Here is a 20,520-nt window from a genome sequence, read left to right on the forward strand (position 1 = left end):
CTTGAAATCTGTTTGTCCAGAGTCTAAAATGAGGATGAGCAGTGGACCATCTTGCTGGGAGGTGAAACCACACATGACGACATGGGTAGACAAAGAAACCTGTATCGCTTGCGGGGCCTGCGGTGCTACAGCACCTGACGTGTTCGATTACGACGATGAAGGGTTGGCATACAACAAAATTGACGATAATACGAACACTGCCGAAATCCCTGATATTCTTTTCGACGATGTTCGGGATGCAGCTGACGGCTGCCCGACTGATTCGATAAAAGTGGAAGAGTAGTACGGCAAAAAAATCGCTCACCCCTAAGGGAGGTGGGCGATTTTTTTAGGCTTATTCCCTGCTTTTATTTACGAAAACTTCTTGTTATAATGTAAAATGGTTTTGCTTGACACCATTTGAAGGAGGATCTGCTGCGATGTCTGAAACAAATAAAGTTGTAGAAGCGATCATTGAAATTCCTACCGGCAGTCAGAATAAATACGAGTTTGACAAGGATGCCGGAGTATTTCGCCTTGACCGCGTTCTGTACTCCCCTATGCACTATCCAACGGAGTACGGCTATTTGGATAATACGTTGGCTTTGGACGGCGACCCGCTTGACGTGCTGGTGATCACCACCTTCCCGACGTTCCCCGGCTGCGTGATCGACACGCGCATCATCGGCGTTCTGGTCATGTCTGACGACAAGGGGCAGGATGAAAAGCTGCTCGGCGTACCGGTAAAAGATCCGCGCTTTGCCCACGTGAAGTCGTTGGATGATGTATCACCGCACGTGCTGAAGGAAATCTCCCACTTCTTCGAGCGGTACAAAGACCTCGAGAACAAAGTGACCAAAATTGACGGCTGGTACGGTCCTGAGAAGGCAAATGCCTTGATCGACGAGTGCTACGCCCGCTACAAAGAAAGCAAGTAATTACATAAACAACTATAAAGGCACGGGAGCATCCGTGTCTTTCTTTTGCTTTTCCGAACGTTTTTCAAAAAATGTAATTAAATGTTCATGATTTTTCTGCTTGACGGTTTTCAATTGCCGTGATAAAGTTAGTAACAAATCTCAGCAAACAGAATAGTCGAACAACGTTGATGAAGATATGCTGTGCGAAGGAAACCCTCAGAGAGCCGATGGTCGCTGCGAATCGGCGGTTCCTTGCACAGATGAGCACTTCGGAGTTACAAGCTGAAAGCCGTGCGGCAAGTAGGTTTGATCGGTTGATCCGTTATCCATCAGGTCTTGAACCTGCTAAGGTTTTCCTTTGCGAAAAGGAAAACAAATGAGGGTGGTACCGCGAAGCATACCTCTCGTCCCTCACTACAGCGATCTGTAGTGAGGGACGAGAGGTTTTTTATTGGCGGATAAGAATTTTTCACCTTATCTGCCTTACATGTAAAGAAAATACAGGAGGATGAGAGAACCATGTTTGCAGACAAAACAATTTTGCGTATTCCAGGCCCAACCCCGATTCCCCCCCGCGTTATGCAGGCGATGAATCGCCCGATGATCGGTCACCGCAGCGGCCAGTTTTCCGCCCTGTTTGCCGAAACGGCCAAGCGGCTGAAGCCGATCTTTGGCACCGAGCAGGACGTCTACATTTTGACCGGCTCCGGCACGAGCGCTCTGGAAATGGGAGTGGTCAACACGGTTCAGCCCGGTGAAGAAGCGGCCGTTCTGGTCAGCGGCGTCTTCGGGGAACGGTTTGCCAAAATATGCGAGCGTTACGGTATTATCGTCCATCGCCTGGAAGTTCCCTGGGGAGAAGCGATCACGCCGGAAGTCCTTACTCCGTTCCTGAAAGAACACTCTCAAGTGAAGGCTGTCTTCGCTACCCACTGTGAAACATCGACCGGCGTATTAAATCCGATCGAACAATTGTCCCGGGTGGTTCACGAGGAGACAGATGCGCTGTTTATCGTCGATGGCGTAAGCTGCCTGGGAGCTGTCCCTTGCGAGATGGATAAATGGGGCATTGACATCTTGGTCACCGGTTCGCAAAAGGCGTTTATGCTCCCGACCGGCCTGGCGTTTCTGGCTGCCAGCGAACGAGCTTGGAAAGTGATCGAGCAGGTGAAGCCGCAGGCGTTCTACCTCGACCTAAAGGCATACCGCAAAAGCCTGGCGGATTCGACCACCCCTTATACGCCTGCCGTCTCTCTCGTCTTTGGACTGGCCGAGGTATGCAGCATGATTGAAGAGGAAGGTATGCCGAACATCATCAACCGCCACGTCTTGATGAGGGATATGACCCGGGCAGCGATGAAGGCCCTCGATATCTCGTTGATGACGAAGGACGAGTACGGATCGCCTACCGTGACCTCGCTGAACCCTGAGGGAAAATTTGATGCAGAAGAGCTTCGCAAGGTGCTGCGGACCAAGCACAACATCATCATCGCCGGCGGACAACAGCATCTGAAAGGCAAGATCTTCCGGATCGGCCACATGGGGTACTGTGATCCGCTCGACGTCATCACTGTCGTATCCGCCATCGAAATGGCATTAAAACAAATCGGCACAGACGTAACGCTTGGCGCCGGTGTCAAAGCTGCACAGGAGGTATTGATCAACCATGTTTAAAGTACTCATCAGCGATCCGCTCAGCGAATTTGGAATCCAGAAGCTATTGGAAGCTCCTGATATAGAAGTCGTGCAAAAAACCAACCTCTCCCCTTCCGACCTGCTCGCGGAGATCGTTGACTACGACGCCCTGCTGGTTCGCAGCCAAACACAGGTGACAGCAGAAGTCTTCGCCGCCGCCAAGCGGCTCAAGGTAGTCGGACGGGCCGGAGTCGGCGTAGACAACATCGATCTGGGCGCCGCCACCAGTGCTGGTGTCGCGGTCATTAACGCTCCCGACGGAAACACGTTCTCGGCGGCGGAACACACCTTTGCGATGCTGATGGCTGTCGCGCGCAACATTCCGCAGGCGCATAAGAAGCTCACCGACGGTGTCTGGGACCGCAAAAGCTTCCAGGGTGTAGAGCTGAACAACAAGGTTCTCGGCGTCGTCGGGATGGGCCGGATCGGTTCGGAAGTGGCCAAACGGGCTAAAGCATTTAACATGAAGGTCATCGGATACGATCCCTTCCTGACGGAGGAACGCGCGCAAAAGCTGGGCGTACAAATGGGAACGGTTGACGATATCGTCGTCCAGGCCGACTTCATCACGGTTCACACTCCTTTGACCAAGGAGACACACCACCTGATCGGCACGCGTGAATTTGAAATGATGAAAAAAGGCGTCCGGATTGTCAACTGCGCACGCGGCGGCATCATTGACGAAAAGGCCCTGTACGAAGCAATCACGACCGGAAAAGTGGCAGGTGCGGCGCTCGACGTCTTCGAAGTGGAGCCCCCAACTGACAATCCGCTGATCGGATTGCCGCAGGTCGTCGTCACTCCCCACCTGGGTGCGTCGACGGTGGAAGCGCAAGAAAACGTAGCCATTGACGTCTCGGAAGAGCTGCTGAAAGCCCTGCGCGGAGAGGCATTTAAAAACGCCGTCAACCTTCCGTCCCTCCCTGCCCATGTTCTGGAGCGGGTGCAGCCTTACTTCGACCTCGGGGAAAAAGTGGGCCATTTTCTCGCCCAGGTGACGATTGGCGCGCTGCAGGAAATCTCGATCACGTACAGCGGCGAGCTGGCTGACGTGGATACCACGCCGCTCACGCGGACGATCCTCAAAGGGGTGCTGTCCTTCAGGCTCGGCGACCAGGTCAATTACGTCAACGCTCCGCACTTGGCCAAAGTGCGCGACATCGTAGTCAATGAACAGAAGTCTTCGCACAGCCGCGGATTTACCAACCTGCTGACTGTGACGCTCAGAACCAACCAGGAGAGCCGCACGGTCGCCGGAACCCGTCTGAACGGGTATGGCGCACGGATCGTCAAGATCGACAACTACTCGATCGACGCTTCTCCGGAAGGCCATCTGCTGCTGATCCATCACAACGACCGGCCGGGTGTCATTGGACGGGTCGGAACGGTGCTGGGTTCAAATGGCGTCAACATCGCAACCATGCAGGTGGGACGACAGGATGTCGGCGGCGACGCGATCATGATGCTGACTGTCGACAAGCCGCTCTCGGCAGAATTGCTCGATACAGTTGGAGAACTTTCGGAAATTACTAGCGTTACGCAAATCGATCTGTAGAATCTGTCTTGGACGCGGGGTTGGAAAAGCCTCGCGTCTTTTTTTGGCTTTTGCGAACATGGTGGGTGGAGTCCGAAAAAATGGGCTCGCTCAGTTCGTGGCACGCCGGCGGGGAAGCTGGACCTGGCCGTTTGCACTCCAAAAAACGGCACGTCGACCAAAAATTACTGTGAGTCTCTCAACGTAGAATTTGGTCGACAAGCGTGTGCCGTTTTTTTCCGTTCCGACTGGGTGGGCGTTGCCAAGGCCTTCGCTCGCTCCATTTTTCTCGGACTCTCGCTGCTTTCTACTACAAAAAAAGTACCCCTCCTATCGGAGAGGGCACTTCCTCTTTTCCTATTTCTTCTCTTACTTTGCGGGTAATACGTCGTGGTCGACGTAGCGTTCGCCGTTGATTTCGCTGATGACGTTGATGGCGACTTTGGCGCCGTCGCCTGCGGTGACGATGGTGTGGACGCTGACTCCGGCGCAGGTGCCGGCGGCCCAGATGCCGTCGATGTTGGTCTTGCCGCTGCTGTCTACGTCAAAAACGGTCTTGATGCGGGGTTCGGTACCCGGTTTTGTCTGGAGGCCGATCGTCTCTGCCAGGTCGACGAGGGCGCCGGTCGCCAGGATGACGTGCTGGGCTTCGACTTCCCTATTTTCCGTAGCGATGCTGAAGCCGTTCTCCTTTTTGGTCACATTGACTGCTTTGTCGTCTATGTACTCTGCTCCAAATTTTTCTGCTTGCTTCCTGCCTGTGTCGATCAGATCAGGGCCGCTGATCTCCATGATGCCGTAGTGATTCTCCAGCCAGGCTCGTCTAGTCATGCCTTTGTCATTGTCAATCACGAGCGTTTTCTTTCCAGCCTTGGCAGCGAAAATGGCCGCGCTTGAACCAGCCGTGCCTCCTCCAATGATCACGATATCGTACATCGGCTTAACAACTCCTAACTGTTTTTTATTTCCATTGTATAGCTGTACGTGTCACTCCGCAAGTTTTGGCCGGACTTTAATGTGCTGGGTGGGGCAAAATATGGGACTCTCCCTGTGATCCCAGGCCAGAAAGGAACAAACAAAACAGCCTTCAAAACAAAAAACCCCCGGAGAACGCACTGGTTCCCGGGGGTGATGCTTACGAGAAGATCGTCAGAATCTCACTGACATCCTCCAAGATGTAGTCGGCTTTTTCCTTTTCAAAGGTGCTTCTCGCCTCTTTGCCGGAAAGCCCGGTCAAAGTTGCTGCAAATCGGCAGCCGATCTTGCGGGCAGCCAACAGGTCGGCAAGCGAATCGCCGACGATCAGAATCTCCTCTGCATTAGGCAGCGGGAGCGGCTGATTCAAGACCTCGGCATCCGGTTTGTCCAGACCGAAATACCCTTTGACATAGGAGTAGGGATTCGGCTTGGAGAGCGGCGCAAACTGCGGGTAGGCTGTCTCGGCATCCAGGACATGGCTCGCCGTCACCACGCGGTTGGCCTCAAACAGCTCCAATAGGCCCAGCTCTTTCAGCGGAACATGGGTTTCGATTGTCGGACGTCCTGTACCGATTCCCAGCGTCAGCCCTTTGGCCTTGAGCTCCAGCAGGATCTCACGAAGCTTGGCCGGCTCCACGATCGGAATTTCGTCCGTGAGGAAGCCCTTTTTACCTTTCTGAAACGTCTCTCTCCCGATCGAGCCTGCAATCAGGTCGTCACCCAGGTACCACTCCTGGAACGTTTGCTGGCAAAGCTCCCACAACTCGCTGTTTCGCGAGAAGATTCGGGTCTCCACACCGCAGCGCTCACTTGCGATCTGGTTCAGATACAGGAGAAGTTCGGCCTTCTCCGCATTTCCTTTGCCAAAATCAGCTACAAAGGCCTTGTAATCAATGGCGAAATCGCCAGCCTCGCGCGCCCAGTCAGCAACCTGAGCCAACTTGGCCCGATTGATCTGGCCGGTCAACAGCTCCGCTGCCTCCGGGTGCTTCTCCTGCAAATGCTGGCAGAGGCGTATCAATTGATAGGAAAAACTCAGGAAAACCATATCCCAGTTGGAATTGGTACCACGTGCCTTGAGAAAACGCAGTACCTCGTCATTGGAAAAAACGGTATTCCTGACCCTCCGGATCGTCTCCTCCTCCGGTGAAGGCGTAAATTCGTCCCCCGGAAGTCCGAGGTATTTCTCGTTGTGCAGCATTTCCCAAACCGTCAGCGCGGACGCATCAAAGTACCGCTCCTCGCTGAGCATGACACCGTCAACATCAAATAGAATTGTTCGAACCATTCGCTCCACTCCTCATGTCTGTCTCCTCATCCGGCAGGGTAATGGTAAAGGTCGTACCTTCGCCGAGCTTGCTTTGCACCGTTATCTTGCCTCCGTGCGCGGCAACAATATTTCTGACGATGGACAGTCCAAGACCTGTTCCCGCTCTCCCTCTTGTCCTTGCCTTGTCGGCTTTATAGAACCGCTCAAACACGAACGGTAAGTCCTCTTGCGGAATTCCGCTGCCTGTATCACTTACTTCTAGCTGCAGGGCCTTTTCTCCTGCTGCGGCGACGATGACGATTCCGCCAGTCGGGGTGTGCCGCAGCGCATTATCCACCAGGTTGGTCAGCACTTGTTCCATTCGATCCGGATCAAAGGTAAAGTGCTCCCGCTTTGTCTCAATTCGCAGCTGCAGTGCGATTTCCTGTTCGCGGGCCAGATTGGTAAACTTCCGCTGTATCCGTTCCATGTAGGGGCGGACAGCAACCTCTTCGCGGAACAGCTCCACATGCCCGCCCTCCATCCGGGCCAGATCCAGCAGTTCATTTACCAGCTTGGTCATGCGGACGGACTCATCGTAGATGATCTTGGCCAGCTCCTTGTGCTCCTCCGGGGTCGCGGCAATGTCATCCACGATCGCCTCGCTGTACCCCTGCAGCATGGACAGAGGCGTTCGCAGTTCATGCGACACGTTCGCGACGAAATCCTGGCGGAGTTTATCCAGCTTTCGCTCCTGGGTCATGTCGCGCAGGACAGCGACCGCACCGCGAATCTGCTCCTGCACGTAGAGGGGCGTCATCACGATCGACCAGATCCGCCCCTGCAAGGGGATGTCTTCGCGTATCTCCTGCTCGTTTTCCAGCAGCCGCTGATATAATTGCAGCACCGGACTGGGCTCCTGTGGGTGCTCGAATTTCCAATCCTTTAAAAAGTTCTCGGCTGGCGGGTTGGTCACCACGATTTTTCCGTCTCCGTAGATCATCACGACGCCGTCGATCATGCTGCGAAGCACGCTTGCCAACTGTTCTTTTTCGTGCGACAGGGCGTTAACCGTGCTGTTCAACCGGCTGGCCATCGTATTAAAGGTGGATGCCAAATCGCCGATTTCGTCGTTCGTCCGAATGGGAATCTCCGCGTGGTAGTCTCCCTCGGCAATGCGGTGAGCCGTTGCTTTCATCTGCCGCAGCGGGAAAGCGATTCGCGAGGAAAGGAAGAAGGCAAACACCGTCGTCATCGTAAATCCGATCACGCCGACGATATAGATGAGCTTTCTCATCTCCCCTACGGTTCCATTGACGTCTTCGATGGCTTGATACAAAATCACTGCTCCGGAGTGGGCAGGTATCGGTACGGCGACGGCGATGATCTGTACCCTGTCGTTCATCTCTTTATTCTGGCCAGGCAGAATGACCGTCACCGGCGCCGGATGCTGTCCCTTTAACGCCTGGTCGACGTGCAGGCTGTTTTCCCTCAGCAGTTGATCGATGGGGATTTGCGGCGCTTCCGGATCGGGCTCCGTCTGGCTTACTACGCGGTAATTTTCGTCAATCACGGATAAGCCGATCCTGTATGAGCCGCTCATCCGGGCTGCCAAATGAAAGACCTGATGCGGGTCAGCCTCCGTCACAAACTCTTCGGATAGGCGTTCCGCCAAGCTCTTTAGACTTTCCGCCTGTTTGTGAAAATAATAGCTGTCAAAGGATTGGACCAAAAGCAGGCTAAAGATGGTCAAAATAAAGGCGAACAGCGCAATAATGGTGAGCCATAGTTTTCCGACAACACTTCGAAAAAGGACGTCCACCTATTTTGGCACCTCAAGCTTGTAGCCTACGCCCCAGACCGTGGCGATCATCTGTGCCGCATCAGGAGAGACCTTGTTCAACTTTTCGCGCAGCCGTTTGATGTGCGTGTCTACCGTGCGCAAATCGCCGAAGAAATCGTAGTGCCAAACGTCCTTCAGCAGTTCTTCCCGGGAGAACACCTTGTCCGGCGACTGGGCCAGGTAATAGAGCAATTCGTATTCCTTCGGAGTCAGGTTGATCTCCTGCCCGTTGGCCGTTACCTTGTGCGCATCGTGATCAATCGTCAAGTCCTGAAAGACAAGGATTGTATGGCTTGCCACGGTGTCCGTCCGCAGATAGGCCGTAGCCGATGATCGGCGCAAGATCGCCCTCACCCGGAAGACGACTTCACGCGGGCTGAACGGTTTGACGACGTAGTCATCCGCCCCGGCTTCGAATCCTTGCACCCGGTTTGTCTCTTCCCCTTTTGCCGTCAGCATGATGATCGGCGTCGCCTTCCGCTCCCGGATCTTCTGGCAGACCTCCATGCCATCTATCCCGGGCAGCATCAAATCGAGCAAGATCAGATCATAGTCGGCGGCCAGCGCCATGTCCAGCGCTTCTTCGCCCTGCTCTGCTTCATCAATCTCGAAGTTTTCACGCTCCAGGTACATGCGGAGCAAACGGCGGATCCTTTCTTCGTCGTCTACTACCAGAATTTTCGCTTCTTTTTCCATAAAGACTGATCACCTCTCGAAGGAAATGGACAAAAAGATATACCGAAAAGCTGGCATAATACCAGCTTTTCGATCAAGCAGTCATATCATTTATACTCCGGCGTAAGAGTGTAATCCGGCAATGACCAGGTTGACTACGACCAATGTAATTAATATGATAACAAATCCGATCACGGACATCCACGCCGACTTCGTCCCCAGCCAGCCCCTTGACAGGCGAAGGTGCAGGTAGGCGCTGTAGAACAGCCAGACGATCAGCGCCCAGACTTCTTTGGGATCCCAACCCCAGAAGCGGCCCCAGGCTTCCGCTGCCCAAATCATCGCGAAGACAAGCGCCCCCAGCGTATAGACGGGATACCCGATGGCAATCGCCCGGTAGCTGATCTCGTCGATGAGATCGGGATCGATGTCTTCCAGCCAGGGCTGCATGGCGGCCGCCAAGCGCTTGCGCAAAATCAACCGCAGCAGGCCGTAGAGGATCAGTCCGGTGATGATCGACCAGATCAAGGTATTCAGCTTGCGCGCCGCATCCTTCCCTTCCATCCAGGACGGGGCCTCAAACAGCGGGGTCATCGGTCCCGGTTTGGTGATCTTGGACTCGTAAGGCGCTACGATCGCAGGCAGGACGTAGTCCACGTTTTGCGTGCTCTGTACTTGACCGTCCTTGTACTGAGGAAATTCGAACGAAGTCTTTTGATCCAACCCGGCATAGATCGAAACGATGATGATAAAGCCAATCAGCATCAGCACGGTACTCAGCACGAATTCCAGCCAGAAGGTGCTCTTGCTTTTGACTTTCTGATCGACGGTGCGAACGAGATAGATTAACCCCGCGGCAAACCCGATCGACAGGATCCCTTCGCCCAGCGCGGCGGTCGTGACGTGAATCTTCAGCCAGTAGCTTTGGAGTGCCGGGATCAGCGGCGTCACTTCACGCGGAAACACACTGGCATAAGCCAGCATGATCAAACCGAGCGGCACGGCAAAGAGGCCAAGGACGGGCAGCCTGTAGATGGCATACAAAACCAGGAAAGCAAAGATAATGGTAAACGAAAGGAATGCCATGAATTCAAACATATTGCTGGTGGGGCTGTGCCCGCCGCCCATCCAGCGGGTTACTACATAGCCTAACTGGGTGAGAAAACCGACTACCGTAATAATGAAGCCGATGTTGCCGTACCTTTTCGTATGCAGTTCGGGGTCACGATTGGCCCAGCGCTTCCCGGTGATCGCCACGGTGAATACGATCGAGGCGATCAGGTAGATAAAAAACGATATCAGCAGCAGGTTGTCACTAAGTTTTAGATAATCCAAGTACGATGACCCTCCTTATGAAGCGATGACAATCACTCAACCATTCTGTTTTGCGGTCTCTTTGGATTCACCCTTTTCCCGTTTTTTATGGATGGGTTTGGTGGAATCCAAAACCAGCTGTACCGGAAGATTCATGCTAGTCGTCAAGAACTCGACTTCTTTGCGCAGCCCAAACCAGTTTTTGTTGGTATGCCCCGCAATGTAGAGGCGGTCGCCGGCAAAATGAACCCAGATCCGGCGGTGCTGCCAGTAAAGACCCATCACAACGCCAATAAGGAAGATGATGCTGCCAAAGTAGATGAACGGCATCATTTTATCTTTTCGTACCATCAGGCCGGTCAGGTTGTAGAAGTCGGGTTTTTCAATTCCCAGCGTGTAGCGGGCGTCTGCCTTGTCGCTGATCGTTCCGCCTTGCACATATACCAGCTTTTCCGCCGGCGTCCCGTCTTCATTCTTGATTTGCAAAGCAAACATCGGGTTGTTCGGCTGACCCGTTTTGGTATCCGGCTTCCCTTCCTTGTTCAGATAAAAGTCGGGAAAATAGGCGATCACCCGAACGCTGATGCCATCAGCCACCTTTTGTTCTTCAACAGGAGAAAACAAGTCCAACTTGATTTTGCCAAGCTCCTTATTCCCTGCCTTCTGATCAACCAGCGTGAAATTGAGCGCCCTCAGCTGCATCGGCAGCAGGGAAGATTGGAACAGACTGAGGTCTTCGTACGTGAACGGGTGGTTGACGGTAGCGATGCCTTCCTTCAGCTGCGTCAGCTTCGGTTCGGCCCCGGGCAGGTCTGCATTTTCATTACGATAGAGAATGATATCGGTCTGATAGTTCTTGGCGATGACGCCCCCCCGCAGATCCAGCTTTTCCGGAAACTCGTCTTCCGAGTAGTAGTCTACTTTGGCACTGACGCTTTTGGCGTAGTAGGGGGTGCCTTCAAGCGGGACCGTTTCGCCTTCGCGGATCCAGGCAAACTCGTTCAGATACATGCCCGGCAGGCTCCGCATCAATGTCCCAAGCAGGAAGATGATCAATCCAATGTGGTTGATATAGGGACCCCACCTGCTAAACCGGGCCTTTTCTCCCAACAGCGATGTCCCTTCCTGATAGGTCCGATAGCCTTTCTTTTTCAGCAGCGCGGCTGCTTCCGGCAGAACCTTCCGGGCATCGAGATCGTCTGTGACAACTGCCTCACCGCGCAGTTTTTGCCCTTTTAAAAAGGACTCGTGGGGGTTTACCCGCGGCTTGGAGAGCGCCTTGTACAAGGGAATGACACGGTCGAGACTGCAGATGACGAGCGATGTCCCAATCATGACCAGAAGAGTCACAAACCACCAGGAATCAAAGAGATTATGAAAACCGAGCGCATAGTAGATCTTGCCTAGCATGCCATAGGTTTTTTCATAGAACTGCGCGACGTCTGCTTCTGTCGGAACAGGAACGGGAATGTACTGCTGCTGCGGAAAGACCGTCCCGAGTGCGCAGGCAATCAAGGTGATGACGATCATCCATACCGCAATTTTTACTGAAGAGAAAAAGTTCCAGATACGGTCGACAATGCTTTTCTTGTAGGTCTGTGAACGGCGGGCCATGCCTTCATACCGCATGTCCGGAAACTCCTGTCGGGTCTGCCGCTCTCCATCCGGCTCCTCCGGCTGGTCCAACGGTTTTCCGCAGGACTCGCACAGCAGCGTGCCAACCGGATTGGCATGTCCGCATTCACATTTGATTTGGTCGAGATCAGTTTGGTCCATATTGGCTCCTCACTTACCGCAAAATTTTAGCCACCTTGCTCTCGATGATCGCTTCGTTCATCTGGCCGACTACTTTGTCTACAACTTTTCCGTTCGCATCAATAAAGAATGACGTCGGGATCGGCCCAATGTTGTACAGCTTGGTAATCTCGTTTTTGGCGTCCAAAAGAATAGGGAAGGTAAGGCCCCTGGGTTCCACAAACTGATTGACAATAAGCGGTGTTTCGCCAATATTGACGCCGACGACGACCAGACCTTTATCCTTCCATTTGCCGTACTCTTTTTCCAGATCGGGCATCTCTGCCTTGCAAGGATCGCACCAACTGGCCCAGAAGTTGAGCAGGACCGCTTTCCCTTGCAGGTCAGACAACTTCATAGGTGTGCCGTCGAGCTGCTTCAAGCTGAAGTTTGGCGCCGCATCTCCTACCCCTACCTCACCCGATTTCGCATAGCTTGAGTAGATGGCGAAGACGAGTGCGACAAGCAACACACCGAGAATGGCGATTCGGATTGGTGTGCGACTTCGTTTGTTCATCACACATTCTCCTATTCATATACGGTTTTCAACAGAAATGACGTGGCATCTTTTAACTCCGACTTTATTATAGCCTTGTTAAAAATGCAGCCAACACAACATTTATGAACAGATTTTGAACGATCTACCCGCGGGATGCCTTCTGGCTGCCGGTCAGTTCTTGTTGCAGACGGGCCACCTCTTCGTCGGTCAGATGGCGGAATCTTCCCCTTTTCACTCCCTCCAGCGTGAGAAAACCCAGCCTGATCCGCTCCAGCGCCAGAACCGGATGACCGACGGCTTCGCACATCCGGCGAACCTGCCTGTTTTTTCCCTCGTGAATGGTCAATTCGATCACCGCCCGATTTCGGGTGGGGTCCGCTACCACCAGACTGGCCTGTCCAGGTGCGGTCATTCCGTCTTCCAGCAGGACTCCCTCGGCCAGGCGGCGGAGTGAGTCTTCACTCGGGATGCCCCGCACAAACGCCCGATACACCTTGTCTATTTCATAAGAAGGATGGGCCAGGCGGTTGGCGAGATCGCCGTCGTTCGTCAACAGCAGCAATCCGGAGGTGTCATAGTCCAGACGTCCCACCGGATATACCCGCTCGTCGATTCCGGTCAGCAAATCAGTCACCACCCGGCGGCCCTGGGGATCAGACAGGCTCGTAATCACGCCTCTAGGCTTGTTGAGCAAAAGGTAGAGATGTTCTTCCCGGCGAATCTGCCGTCCGTCGACAGTGATGCGATCGCGAAGCGGATCTACCTTGGTTCCCAATTCTCGTATAACTGTTCCATTTACCTCTACCCGGCCCTGTATAATCAGTTCCTCACAGCGGCGGCGAGAGGCCACACCCGCTTGAGCGAGCACTTTTTGCAAGCGTTCCATACCCGGTTCACCTCCTACTCATCATACCCATTTCTGTGTGGGAGGACAACTTTGCGGCTTCGGCGTCACAAAAAGAACAACCCGATTCACCGTAGCGATCGTGAATCGGGTTGCCCAAAGACCGGCAAACATCTTATCCAAACACCAGATAAACGACGATCAGCGAAGCGACGACACCAGCCAGATCCGACCAGAGTCCCACCTTCAGCGCGTAGGCGCCGTTGCGAATCCCCACCGCGCCAAAGTAGACGGTCAGCACGTAGAGGGTGGTATCCGTGCTCCCCTGCATGGTAGAGGCTAACCGGCCGAGCAGCGAATCCGGACCGTACTGGGCGATCAAGTCAGTCGTGATCGCCAGCGAACCGGTGCCGGAGAGGGGACGCATCAATGCCAGCGGCACGATTTCCGAGGGAACGTGGAGCCACTGCAAGAGCGGCCGCAAGCTGCCAAGCAGCAGTTCCATCGCTCCTGACTCGCGGAACAAGGTAATCGCCACCATCATCGCCACCAGATGGGGCATGATTTTGATCGAGGTCACCAGCCCTCCCCTCGCGCCTTCGACGAAAGTCTCATAGACGGGGACCCGCTGCGACCAGGCATGAACGAGGATAAAAGCGAGCAGGACGGGGATCGCCCAAAGGGAGAGGAGTGAGATTAGTCCGTACAAATCGTCCCCTCCTTATCTCAGGCGATTGCGGTACCGGTGCCGATACCACCTGTCCAGCAGCAAGGCGAAGACGGTCGCAAGGAAGGAGGCGATCAGGGTCGTGCCGACGATCTCAACGGGCTGGCTGGAGCCGTACTGCATGCGGATGGCGATGATCGTCGTCGGGATCAATGTGATGCTGGCCGTATTGATCGCCAGCAGCGTACACATCGACGCTGAGGCCGTAGTTTTGTCGGGATTCAGTTTTTGCAGTTCTTCCATCGCTTTAAGACCCATTGGCGTAGCCGCATTTCCCAAGCCCAGAATGTTGGCGCTCATGTTCGACATGATGTAGCCAAGCGCCGGGTGCCCTTTTGGCACGTCAGGAAACAACCTGCCGACGACAGGTGAGAGGAGCTTGCTCAGCAGGTGCAGCAGCCCGGATTTTTCTGCGATTTTCATCACGCCCATCCAAAAAACGAGGATACTCAGCAAGCCGAAGCAGACCGTAACCCCGGTCTTCGCCCCTTCGAACGAAGCCTGGCTGATCACCTCGATCCGCCCGTTGAATGCTGCGACGACAATGCTGATCAGGATAAGCCCCAGCCAGATCAGATTAAGCATGTAGAATCCCCCCTGCCATAATTTCCCATACGATATTGACAAAAGCAGGAACGTGTCGGTTCATCTGCACGCCGGTCGCGGTCTGCTGAACGGTAAGCGGCACTTTGCCAATCAGTGCGCCGCCCAGGTAAATTTGTAAAAATCCGACATGTTTGCCGATCATCGCCGGTACGGCGCTGCGCTCAAACAATTGTACCTTCGATTGGATGCTGGGAACCTCTTCTTCTGTCAGCGGGTAGTTAAACTCGTTCATCGTGACGAACACGAGATCGTCCTGCTTCCGCTCAATCGTCACATCAGGTTCCACAGGTTCGCCCTTTTGCACTACCTTCACCGGCTGGAATTGACTGAACCCCCAATCCAGCAGGCCCATGGAATCCTTCCAATCGTCCGGAGCATTCAAGGTAATCACGGCCAATTGGCGGCCGTCCCGGGTTGCGGAAGAGGCCAGACAGCGTTTGGCCAGCCTGGTATAGCCCGTTTTCACCCCGTCTGCGCCTTTGTACATGAAGAGCAGTTTGTTTTTGTTTAAAAGCCGTCTTCCCCAATCCTCCCCTTCCCAGGAGATCGTTTTTACCTTCGTGGAGACGATCTTTTGAAACTCCGGATTTTTCAACGCATAGGCAGACAGCTTCACCATATCCTCGGCAGTGGAATAGTGCATGTTGCTGTCGTCAAGCCCGTGCGGATTGGTGAAATTCGTATGGGTCATGCCAATCATCGCCGCTTTTTCGTTCATCATGAAAGCAAATCCGGGAACTGAACCGCCGACATGCTCGGCTATCGCCACGGCGGAATCATTTCCTGACCGCAGCATTAACCCGTACAGCAATTCCTCCAGCGTAAGCCGCTCCCCCTGTTTGAGGTAAATCGAAGAGCCTGCCACCCCGACCGCACTCTTCGGTACGGTGACGACATCGTTCAGATTGGCCGATTCAATCGCCACGATCGCCGTCATCGTTTTTGTCAAGCTGGCGATCCGCATCTTTTTATCCGCGTTTTTCTTATACAAAATGCGTCCCGATGTAACATCGATCAGCGCTGCGGCTTCAGCAGATATTTTTGGAGGCTGGCTCGACGCATCTGCGGCCTTCATCGGGACGAACCATCCCTGAAACAAAAGAAAAACGACGAGTGCGCCGGATATGCGGTTCAGGTACTTCATAACGTCCTCCCCATCTTTGCATCACTTGTTATGGTACAAGTATATGGGGACGAGACGTTCTCTAGTACCTCAACCTATTCCGGTGCAACGTCGTTTGCGGAAGCCTTGGCAAATAAGGCGGCAACTTCGTTTTCAGCTTCTTCAACGCTGAGCCCCTCGGGCGCTGCAGGCAAATCGGTCAATTGCCTCAGCCCGAAATGCTCCAAAAACTCTTTGGTGGTTCCGTAGAGAATCGGACGGCCGATTCCTTCCGCTCTGCCGGTTTCCCGGATGAGCTGCTTTGACAAGAGCGTATTCAGTGCCTTTTCACACTTGACCCCCCGTATCTCCTCAATCTCCGAACGAGTGATCGGCTGTTTGTAGGCGATAATCGCCAACGTCTCCAAGGCTGCCTGTGACAGCGTGGAATGGCCGGGTGATGAGGCCATCCGCTCGAAGTAGGGAGCATGCTCCTGCAAGGTGGTAAATTGGTAGGCTCTGGCAACCTCCACAATCTGAATGCCGCGTCCTTGTCGGCGGAAGTCCGCTTTCATGTCTTCAATCAGGTCGACGACGGTATCCTCGGGCAGTTCGATGATCTCGCCGATCTGTTTTGCGTCCAGCCCTTCGTCGCCCGCCAGAAAGAGCAGCCCTTCGATCACGCTTTTCAGCTTGTCATAATCCATCTGCTTCACCTCCTGCCGCCTGGCTCTCGCAGATCAAGATATCCGTAAACAATTGATTCTGTACACACGTTACCCGCTTTGCCTTCATCAACTCCAGCAAAGCCAAGAAAGTCGTAACAATTTCCGTTCTGCTGGCTGACGGGGAAAACAGCTGAAAAAACCGGATCATCCCGCCGCCGACTTTTAGCAGCTGCCGAATCTCCTTCATTCGGTCCTTGATCGACACCTCATCTCGCGATACCTTTGTCATGGGTTCGTCATCCCGCTTGCGGGCGAGCAGCTTCTCCAGCGCCGACATCAGATCGTAGAGCGTAACGCCTACGACCGGGGGCTCCTCTTCGCGGATGTACGGCGTCAGATCTTCCGCCGGACGGGTAAAGACCTGGCTGCGTCCTGTCTCCATTTCCCTAAGCTGTTCGGCTATCAGTTTGAAACGCTTGTATTCCAAAAGGCGCTGGACCAGCTCGTCTCGCGGATCGACTTCTTCCACATCGATGTCCAGCAGCGGTTGAAACACGTGTTCTTCCTTCTTCGGCAGCAGCATCTTGCTCTTGATGGACAACAGCGTGGCCGCCATGACGACAAACTCGCTCGCTACCTCCAACTGAAGCTCCTGCATGGCGTGAATCGTCTGCAGATACTGTTCTGTAATCTCGGCAATCGGTATGTCATAGATATCGACTTCCGCTTTGTCGATCAGGTGCAGCAGCAAATCGAGCGGTCCTTCAAACGAATCCAGTTTAATGCTGTACGACACGTCAGTCCGCCCTTCCCTTATATGCCTAAGAAACTTCGCACGGCATTCTCGATTCCACTCGTCACGTACCACAGCGGAACGCCGAGCACATAGGCTCTAAGCGTAGGGATAAAGACCAACAATAGGAGAATCCACGGGCCGTAGAGATCCAGTTTATAGAAGAAGCCGCCCCAGCTTTTCGGTGCCAAAAAGCGGAGAATATTGGAACCGTCCAAAGGAGATATCGGCAGCAGGTTAAAGACGAGCAAACCGCAGTTGATGATGAAGCTGTAGCGCAGCGTATACCCGATGGCTTCCACCGCTTTATCCGGTAGGCCGTTCAAAAGACTGAATTTGTACGCCAAAAAGTAAATGGCGGCAAACAAGAATGCCAACACCAGATTGACAAACGGGCCGGCAGCGGCGACGTAGACCATCCCTAAGCGCTTGTTGCCGCGAAAGTTGAACGGATTGACCGGTACGGGCTTGGCCCAGCCGAATGGCCCGAACAGTATCAACAGCAAGCCGAACGGATCGAGGTGCGGGATCGGATTGATCGTCAGCCGCCCTTCCCGCTGCGCTGTGTTGTCGCCCAATCGCCAAGCCACATAAGCATGTGCCCACTCGTGCAGCGAAAAGGCGATGACGAAGGCGATCAAGCGAAACGGGAGCGTATACCAGTCAAAGTGCAAGAATTGGGATAGATCCATGTGCGGCCTCCTGTTCGCAAATCTACAAAAATCACTAATTAATAGAATACCAGTTGGATTAGAGAGAGACAAGAAGACATGGCAAAAACGGGGGAAAAAGCATCTGTTCGCTTGCTTTTGTGAACATAGTCCGTGGAGACTTAAGAAAAATGGGCTCGCTTCGTTCGTGGCACGCCTGCGGGGAAGCTGGACTGGCCGTCTGCACTTCACAAAACGGCACGTCGACCAAAAATGACTGGGGGTGGTTCAACGTAGCATTTGGTCGACAAGCGTGTGCCGTTTTGTTCCGTTCCGACTGGGTGGGCGTTGCCAAGGCCTCTGCTCGCTCCAGTTTTCTCGGTCTCACCGGAGCTTTTCCTATAGTCTGTTAATACTCGTAACTTGTTGCTCGTTTTTCGATTACTTCACTCAATTTCTCGAATTTCGTTCTTGTAGCAGTTCGATGATTTTATCATTTTGATCGATCTGGGTCATGATGTTCGCGTTTAGTTTTCTTATTGCATCGTAGATCGTCAGCATGCCGATCAGAATCAGGATCACAAAGAGTATCTCCATAAGCTCCTCCTATTTTCATTCGTATGTAAAAAACAGACGACACTAGCTGTGAGTGGCCAGTGTCGTTGTTTCTTGTTCAGGTTTACCCTACTTTGACTTCCTTCATCTGATCGCCTTGCTTGATGTTGTCCACGTGTTCCATGCCTTCGGTCACCTTGCCGAACACGGTGTGAACACCGTCCAGGTGGGGGAAAGCATCGTAGCAGATGAAGAACTGGCTGCCGCCGGTGTCCTTGCCGGCGTGGGCCATGGACAAGGCGCCGCGCTCGTGCTTGTGCGGGTTTCCTGCGGTTTCGCACTTGATCGTATAGCCGGGGCTGCCTGTTCCGGTACCGTACGGGCAGCCGCCTTGAGCGACGAATCCCGGGATGACACGGTGAAACGTCAAACCATTGTAAAAGCCCTCATTTGCCAATTTTTCAAAGTTGGCAACGGTGCCGGGCGCTGCTTCATCATACAATTCCAGGGTGATTTCCTTGCCATTTTCAAGCGTGATTTTAGCCGTTTTCATGGATCGGCCTCCTTTTGCAGTGATCTCTTTATCTTATCTGTTCTTTTTCAGCTAGGCAAGTTTAGAGGTTTATCCGCTTCGGCAGGCGATCCAGGCGGACCAGGTCAGACAATTGTTCGCGTTCGACGACCAGTTCGGCGTGTCCATCCCGGACGAACACGACGGCCGGCCTGGCGATCCGATTGTAATTGTTGGCCATGGCGTATCCGTACGCCCCTGTGCTGGGAACGGCCAGGATGTCGCCGGCTTGCACCTTTGGCAATTTGACGTCCCAAATCAACATGTCGCCCGACTCACAGCACTTCCCGGCGATCGACACGGTCTCTTCCGCCTCGTCACGCATGCGATTGGCCAAAGCCGCTTCGTATTTGGCCTGATACAGGGCAGGCCGCAGATTGTCCGTCATGCCTCCGTCCACCGCGACGTACTTGCGCATACCGGGGATCTCCTTGGTGGAGCCGATGCGGTAAAGCGTCGTACCGGCATCCCCGACAATGCTGCGTCCCGGTTCGATCCACAGCTCCGGCAGCGCCAAATCGCGCTCTTCGCATTCGCGCCGGACTGTGGCCGTAATCGCCTTAACGTACTCGCCCGGAGCTCGCGGCGTATCGCCTTCTACGTAGTAGATGCCAAAGCCGCCGCCGACGTTCAAAACAGCCGGTTCAAAGCCCAGTTTTGCCTTTGCCTCGGCGAGGAACGAAATCACCCGTTCGACTGTCAAGACAAATCCATTTGTTTCAAAAATTTGTGATCCGATATGGCAATGCGTACCCAGCAGATGGAGCGCTTCCGCATGCAGCGCAAATTGTACCGCTTCCAACGCCTGTCCGCTCATCATGTCAAAGCCAAATTTGGAATCCTGCTGGCCCGTTGAAATGTACTCATGCGTATGCGCCTCCACTCCAGGAGTAATCCGCAAAAGCACATTCACCTGTTTTCCCCGCGCTTTGCCCAGTTCGTTTAGCAGTCCCAACTCGTAAAAGTTGTCTGCGACAAAACAGCCGATCCCGGCATCCAGCGCCATTTCCATTTCGTCAATCGATTTATTGTTCCCATGAAAATGAATGCGTTCGGCCGGAAATCCCGCCTGCAGAGCGGTGTACAGTTCGCCGCCGGAGACGACATCCAGCGACAGACCCTCTTCTTCGATTAATTTGCACATGGCCATCGTGCAAAATGCCTTGCTCGCATAGGCGACTTGGAAAGCGAGTCCACTTTCTTGAAACGCTGTGACGAATGCGCGGCACTTGTCCCTGATCTGCGCTTCGTCATACACGAAAAGCGGTGTGCCAAATTCTGCGGCGAGCTCAACTGCATTACAGCCGCCGATCTCCAATTGTCCTTTTTCATCGATACGGCTGGTACCGTGAAGTAACATCATCCATTTCCCCCTAGCTTCCTGACTCGCTTGTGTGAAAGAAGAAAAACTAGCAGAAGTCTGCATGAAATTTCTGCATTTAGGCGGCAAAAAACAACTGACGTGAGAGCACGCCAGTTGTCATGTCTGCTGCCAACGTACCATGCGGACTTTATCTCGTTAAA

General features: G+C 53.7%; 22 protein-coding genes and 1 other annotated feature. Of the genes, 5 read left to right on the plus strand and 17 right to left on the minus strand.

Annotation, left to right across the window (positions count from 1 at the left end):
- Nucleotides 1–73: 73 nt before the first annotated feature.
- The 4 genes from ACI7RC_RS11755 (at nucleotide 74) to serA (ending at nucleotide 4,149) form a co-directional block, all read left to right on the plus strand.
- Nucleotides 74–283: a ferredoxin gene (locus ACI7RC_RS11755; protein WP_408108433.1), complete on the plus strand. Its 210-nt coding sequence runs from the start codon at nucleotides 74–76 to the stop codon at nucleotides 281–283.
- A 136-nt stretch (nucleotides 284–419) separates the two neighbouring features.
- Nucleotides 420–917: an inorganic diphosphatase gene (locus ACI7RC_RS11760; protein WP_408108434.1), complete on the plus strand. Its 498-nt coding sequence runs from the start codon at nucleotides 420–422 to the stop codon at nucleotides 915–917.
- Nucleotides 918–1,075: 158 nt separating this feature from the next.
- Nucleotides 1,076–1,314 (plus strand) — a binding site (T-box leader).
- Between the two features lie 104 nt (nucleotides 1,315–1,418).
- Nucleotides 1,419–2,573 (plus strand): pyridoxal-phosphate-dependent aminotransferase family protein, encoded by a 1,155-nt coding sequence (locus tag ACI7RC_RS11765; RefSeq protein WP_408108435.1) that lies wholly within the window; start codon nucleotides 1,419–1,421, stop codon nucleotides 2,571–2,573.
- On the plus strand, nucleotides 2,566–4,149 hold the full coding sequence (gene serA, locus ACI7RC_RS11770) for a phosphoglycerate dehydrogenase (protein ID WP_408108436.1): 1,584 nt from the start codon (nucleotides 2,566–2,568) through the stop codon (nucleotides 4,147–4,149). The genes ACI7RC_RS11765 and serA overlap by 8 nt, the downstream gene beginning before the upstream one ends.
- Before the next feature lie 348 nt (nucleotides 4,150–4,497).
- On the opposite strand, the gene ACI7RC_RS11775 is transcribed toward serA, so the two are convergent.
- The 14 genes from ACI7RC_RS11775 to ACI7RC_RS11840 form a co-directional block, all read right to left on the minus strand.
- Nucleotides 4,498–5,064, minus strand: a complete 567-nt coding sequence (locus ACI7RC_RS11775) for an NAD(P)/FAD-dependent oxidoreductase (RefSeq protein WP_408108437.1) — start codon at nucleotides 5,062–5,064, stop codon at nucleotides 4,498–4,500.
- Nucleotides 5,065–5,263: 199 nt separating this feature from the next.
- Complete coding sequence (locus ACI7RC_RS11780) at nucleotides 5,264–6,394, minus strand: HAD family hydrolase (RefSeq protein ID WP_408108438.1); 1,131 nt, start codon at nucleotides 6,392–6,394, stop codon at nucleotides 5,264–5,266.
- Entirely contained in the window at nucleotides 6,372–8,177 is a 1,806-nt protein-coding gene (locus tag ACI7RC_RS11785; RefSeq protein ID WP_408108439.1) for an ATP-binding protein, read from the minus strand. Before ACI7RC_RS11785 ends, ACI7RC_RS11780 begins: the two co-directional genes overlap by 23 nt.
- The gene (locus ACI7RC_RS11790) at nucleotides 8,178–8,894 is read right to left on the minus strand and encodes a response regulator transcription factor (RefSeq protein WP_408108440.1); all 717 of its coding nucleotides are present in this window, start codon (nucleotides 8,892–8,894) and stop codon (nucleotides 8,178–8,180) included.
- A 90-nt stretch (nucleotides 8,895–8,984) separates the two neighbouring features.
- The gene (gene ccsA, locus ACI7RC_RS11795) at nucleotides 8,985–10,208 is read right to left on the minus strand and encodes a cytochrome c biogenesis protein CcsA (protein ID WP_408108441.1); all 1,224 of its coding nucleotides are present in this window, start codon (nucleotides 10,206–10,208) and stop codon (nucleotides 8,985–8,987) included.
- A gap of 36 nt (nucleotides 10,209–10,244) precedes the next feature.
- A complete protein-coding gene (gene resB / locus ACI7RC_RS11800) occupies nucleotides 10,245–11,963 on the minus strand; it encodes a cytochrome c biogenesis protein ResB (RefSeq protein WP_408108442.1) in 1,719 nt (572 codons plus the stop codon).
- A gap of 13 nt (nucleotides 11,964–11,976) precedes the next feature.
- Nucleotides 11,977–12,498, minus strand: coding sequence for a thiol-disulfide oxidoreductase ResA (resA, locus tag ACI7RC_RS11805; protein ID WP_408108443.1), 522 nt, complete (start codon nucleotides 12,496–12,498; stop codon nucleotides 11,977–11,979).
- A 124-nt stretch (nucleotides 12,499–12,622) separates the two neighbouring features.
- Entirely contained in the window at nucleotides 12,623–13,366 is a 744-nt protein-coding gene (locus ACI7RC_RS11810) for a pseudouridine synthase (protein WP_408108444.1), read from the minus strand.
- Nucleotides 13,367–13,499: 133 nt separating this feature from the next.
- Entirely contained in the window at nucleotides 13,500–14,033 is a 534-nt protein-coding gene (locus ACI7RC_RS11815; RefSeq protein ID WP_408108445.1) for a spore maturation protein, read from the minus strand.
- 12 nt (nucleotides 14,034–14,045) lie between these two features.
- Nucleotides 14,046–14,636, minus strand: a complete 591-nt coding sequence (locus ACI7RC_RS11820; RefSeq protein WP_408108446.1) for a nucleoside recognition domain-containing protein — start codon at nucleotides 14,634–14,636, stop codon at nucleotides 14,046–14,048.
- Complete coding sequence (locus ACI7RC_RS11825) at nucleotides 14,629–15,801, minus strand: D-alanyl-D-alanine carboxypeptidase family protein (protein WP_408108447.1); 1,173 nt, start codon at nucleotides 15,799–15,801, stop codon at nucleotides 14,629–14,631. The genes ACI7RC_RS11820 and ACI7RC_RS11825 overlap by 8 nt, the downstream gene beginning before the upstream one ends.
- 74 nt (nucleotides 15,802–15,875) lie before the next feature.
- Nucleotides 15,876–16,466, minus strand: coding sequence for an SMC-Scp complex subunit ScpB (gene scpB, locus ACI7RC_RS11830; RefSeq protein WP_408108448.1), 591 nt, complete (start codon nucleotides 16,464–16,466; stop codon nucleotides 15,876–15,878).
- Nucleotides 16,456–17,223, minus strand: coding sequence for a segregation/condensation protein A (locus tag ACI7RC_RS11835; RefSeq protein ID WP_408108449.1), 768 nt, complete (start codon nucleotides 17,221–17,223; stop codon nucleotides 16,456–16,458). The genes scpB and ACI7RC_RS11835 overlap by 11 nt, the downstream gene beginning before the upstream one ends.
- 17 nt (nucleotides 17,224–17,240) lie before the next feature.
- The gene (locus ACI7RC_RS11840) at nucleotides 17,241–17,912 is read right to left on the minus strand and encodes a site-2 protease family protein (protein ID WP_408108450.1); all 672 of its coding nucleotides are present in this window, start codon (nucleotides 17,910–17,912) and stop codon (nucleotides 17,241–17,243) included.
- A gap of 149 nt (nucleotides 17,913–18,061) precedes the next feature.
- On the opposite strand from ACI7RC_RS11840, the gene ACI7RC_RS11845 reads away from it, so the two are divergent.
- Complete coding sequence (locus ACI7RC_RS11845) at nucleotides 18,062–18,283, plus strand: hypothetical protein (RefSeq protein WP_408108451.1); 222 nt, start codon at nucleotides 18,062–18,064, stop codon at nucleotides 18,281–18,283.
- A gap of 37 nt (nucleotides 18,284–18,320) precedes the next feature.
- Here ACI7RC_RS11845 and ACI7RC_RS11850 read toward each other — a convergent pair whose 3' ends face one another.
- From ACI7RC_RS11850 to lysA, 3 genes are all read right to left on the minus strand, one after another.
- Complete coding sequence (locus ACI7RC_RS11850; protein ID WP_408108452.1) at nucleotides 18,321–18,467, minus strand: hypothetical protein; 147 nt, start codon at nucleotides 18,465–18,467, stop codon at nucleotides 18,321–18,323.
- Nucleotides 18,468–18,549: 82 nt separating this feature from the next.
- A complete protein-coding gene (locus ACI7RC_RS11855; RefSeq protein ID WP_408108453.1) occupies nucleotides 18,550–18,978 on the minus strand; it encodes a peptidylprolyl isomerase in 429 nt (142 codons plus the stop codon).
- Nucleotides 18,979–19,039: 61 nt separating this feature from the next.
- Nucleotides 19,040–20,356: a diaminopimelate decarboxylase gene (lysA, locus tag ACI7RC_RS11860; RefSeq protein WP_408108493.1), complete on the minus strand. Its 1,317-nt coding sequence runs from the start codon at nucleotides 20,354–20,356 to the stop codon at nucleotides 19,040–19,042.
- Nucleotides 20,357–20,520 lie beyond the last annotated feature (164 nt).

Source organism: Brevibacillus sp. B_LB10_24 (genome assembly GCF_046036945.1).
In the GTDB taxonomy this organism is placed as follows: Bacteria; Bacillota; Bacilli; order Brevibacillales; family Brevibacillaceae; genus Brevibacillus_C.

Coding starts and splice junctions, on each gene's coding strand:
- ACI7RC_RS11755 (WP_408108433.1), top strand. CDS start 74: ATGACGACATGGGTAGACAAAGAAACCTGTATCGCTTGCGGGGCCTGC.
- ACI7RC_RS11760 (WP_408108434.1), top strand. CDS start 420: ATGTCTGAAACAAATAAAGTTGTAGAAGCGATCATTGAAATTCCTACC.
- ACI7RC_RS11765 (WP_408108435.1), top strand. CDS start 1,419: ATGTTTGCAGACAAAACAATTTTGCGTATTCCAGGCCCAACCCCGATT.
- serA (WP_408108436.1), top strand. CDS start 2,566: ATGTTTAAAGTACTCATCAGCGATCCGCTCAGCGAATTTGGAATCCAG.
- ACI7RC_RS11775 (WP_408108437.1), bottom strand. CDS start 5,064: ATGTACGATATCGTGATCATTGGAGGAGGCACGGCTGGTTCAAGCGCG.
- ACI7RC_RS11780 (WP_408108438.1), bottom strand. CDS start 6,394: ATGGTTCGAACAATTCTATTTGATGTTGACGGTGTCATGCTCAGCGAG.
- ACI7RC_RS11790 (WP_408108440.1), bottom strand. CDS start 8,894: ATGGAAAAAGAAGCGAAAATTCTGGTAGTAGACGACGAAGAAAGGATC.
- resB (WP_408108442.1), bottom strand. CDS start 11,963: ATGGACCAAACTGATCTCGACCAAATCAAATGTGAATGCGGACATGCC.
- resA (WP_408108443.1), bottom strand. CDS start 12,498: ATGAACAAACGAAGTCGCACACCAATCCGAATCGCCATTCTCGGTGTG.
- ACI7RC_RS11810 (WP_408108444.1), bottom strand. CDS start 13,366: ATGGAACGCTTGCAAAAAGTGCTCGCTCAAGCGGGTGTGGCCTCTCGC.
- ACI7RC_RS11820 (WP_408108446.1), bottom strand. CDS start 14,636: ATGCTTAATCTGATCTGGCTGGGGCTTATCCTGATCAGCATTGTCGTC.
- ACI7RC_RS11825 (WP_408108447.1), bottom strand. CDS start 15,801: ATGAAGTACCTGAACCGCATATCCGGCGCACTCGTCGTTTTTCTTTTG.
- scpB (WP_408108448.1), bottom strand. CDS start 16,466: ATGGATTATGACAAGCTGAAAAGCGTGATCGAAGGGCTGCTCTTTCTG.
- ACI7RC_RS11840 (WP_408108450.1), bottom strand. CDS start 17,912: ATGGATCTATCCCAATTCTTGCACTTTGACTGGTATACGCTCCCGTTT.
- ACI7RC_RS11845 (WP_408108451.1), top strand. CDS start 18,062: ATGGGCTCGCTTCGTTCGTGGCACGCCTGCGGGGAAGCTGGACTGGCC.
- ACI7RC_RS11850 (WP_408108452.1), bottom strand. CDS start 18,467: ATGGAGATACTCTTTGTGATCCTGATTCTGATCGGCATGCTGACGATC.
- ACI7RC_RS11855 (WP_408108453.1), bottom strand. CDS start 18,978: ATGAAAACGGCTAAAATCACGCTTGAAAATGGCAAGGAAATCACCCTG.
- lysA (WP_408108493.1), bottom strand. CDS start 20,356: ATGTTACTTCACGGTACCAGCCGTATCGATGAAAAAGGACAATTGGAG.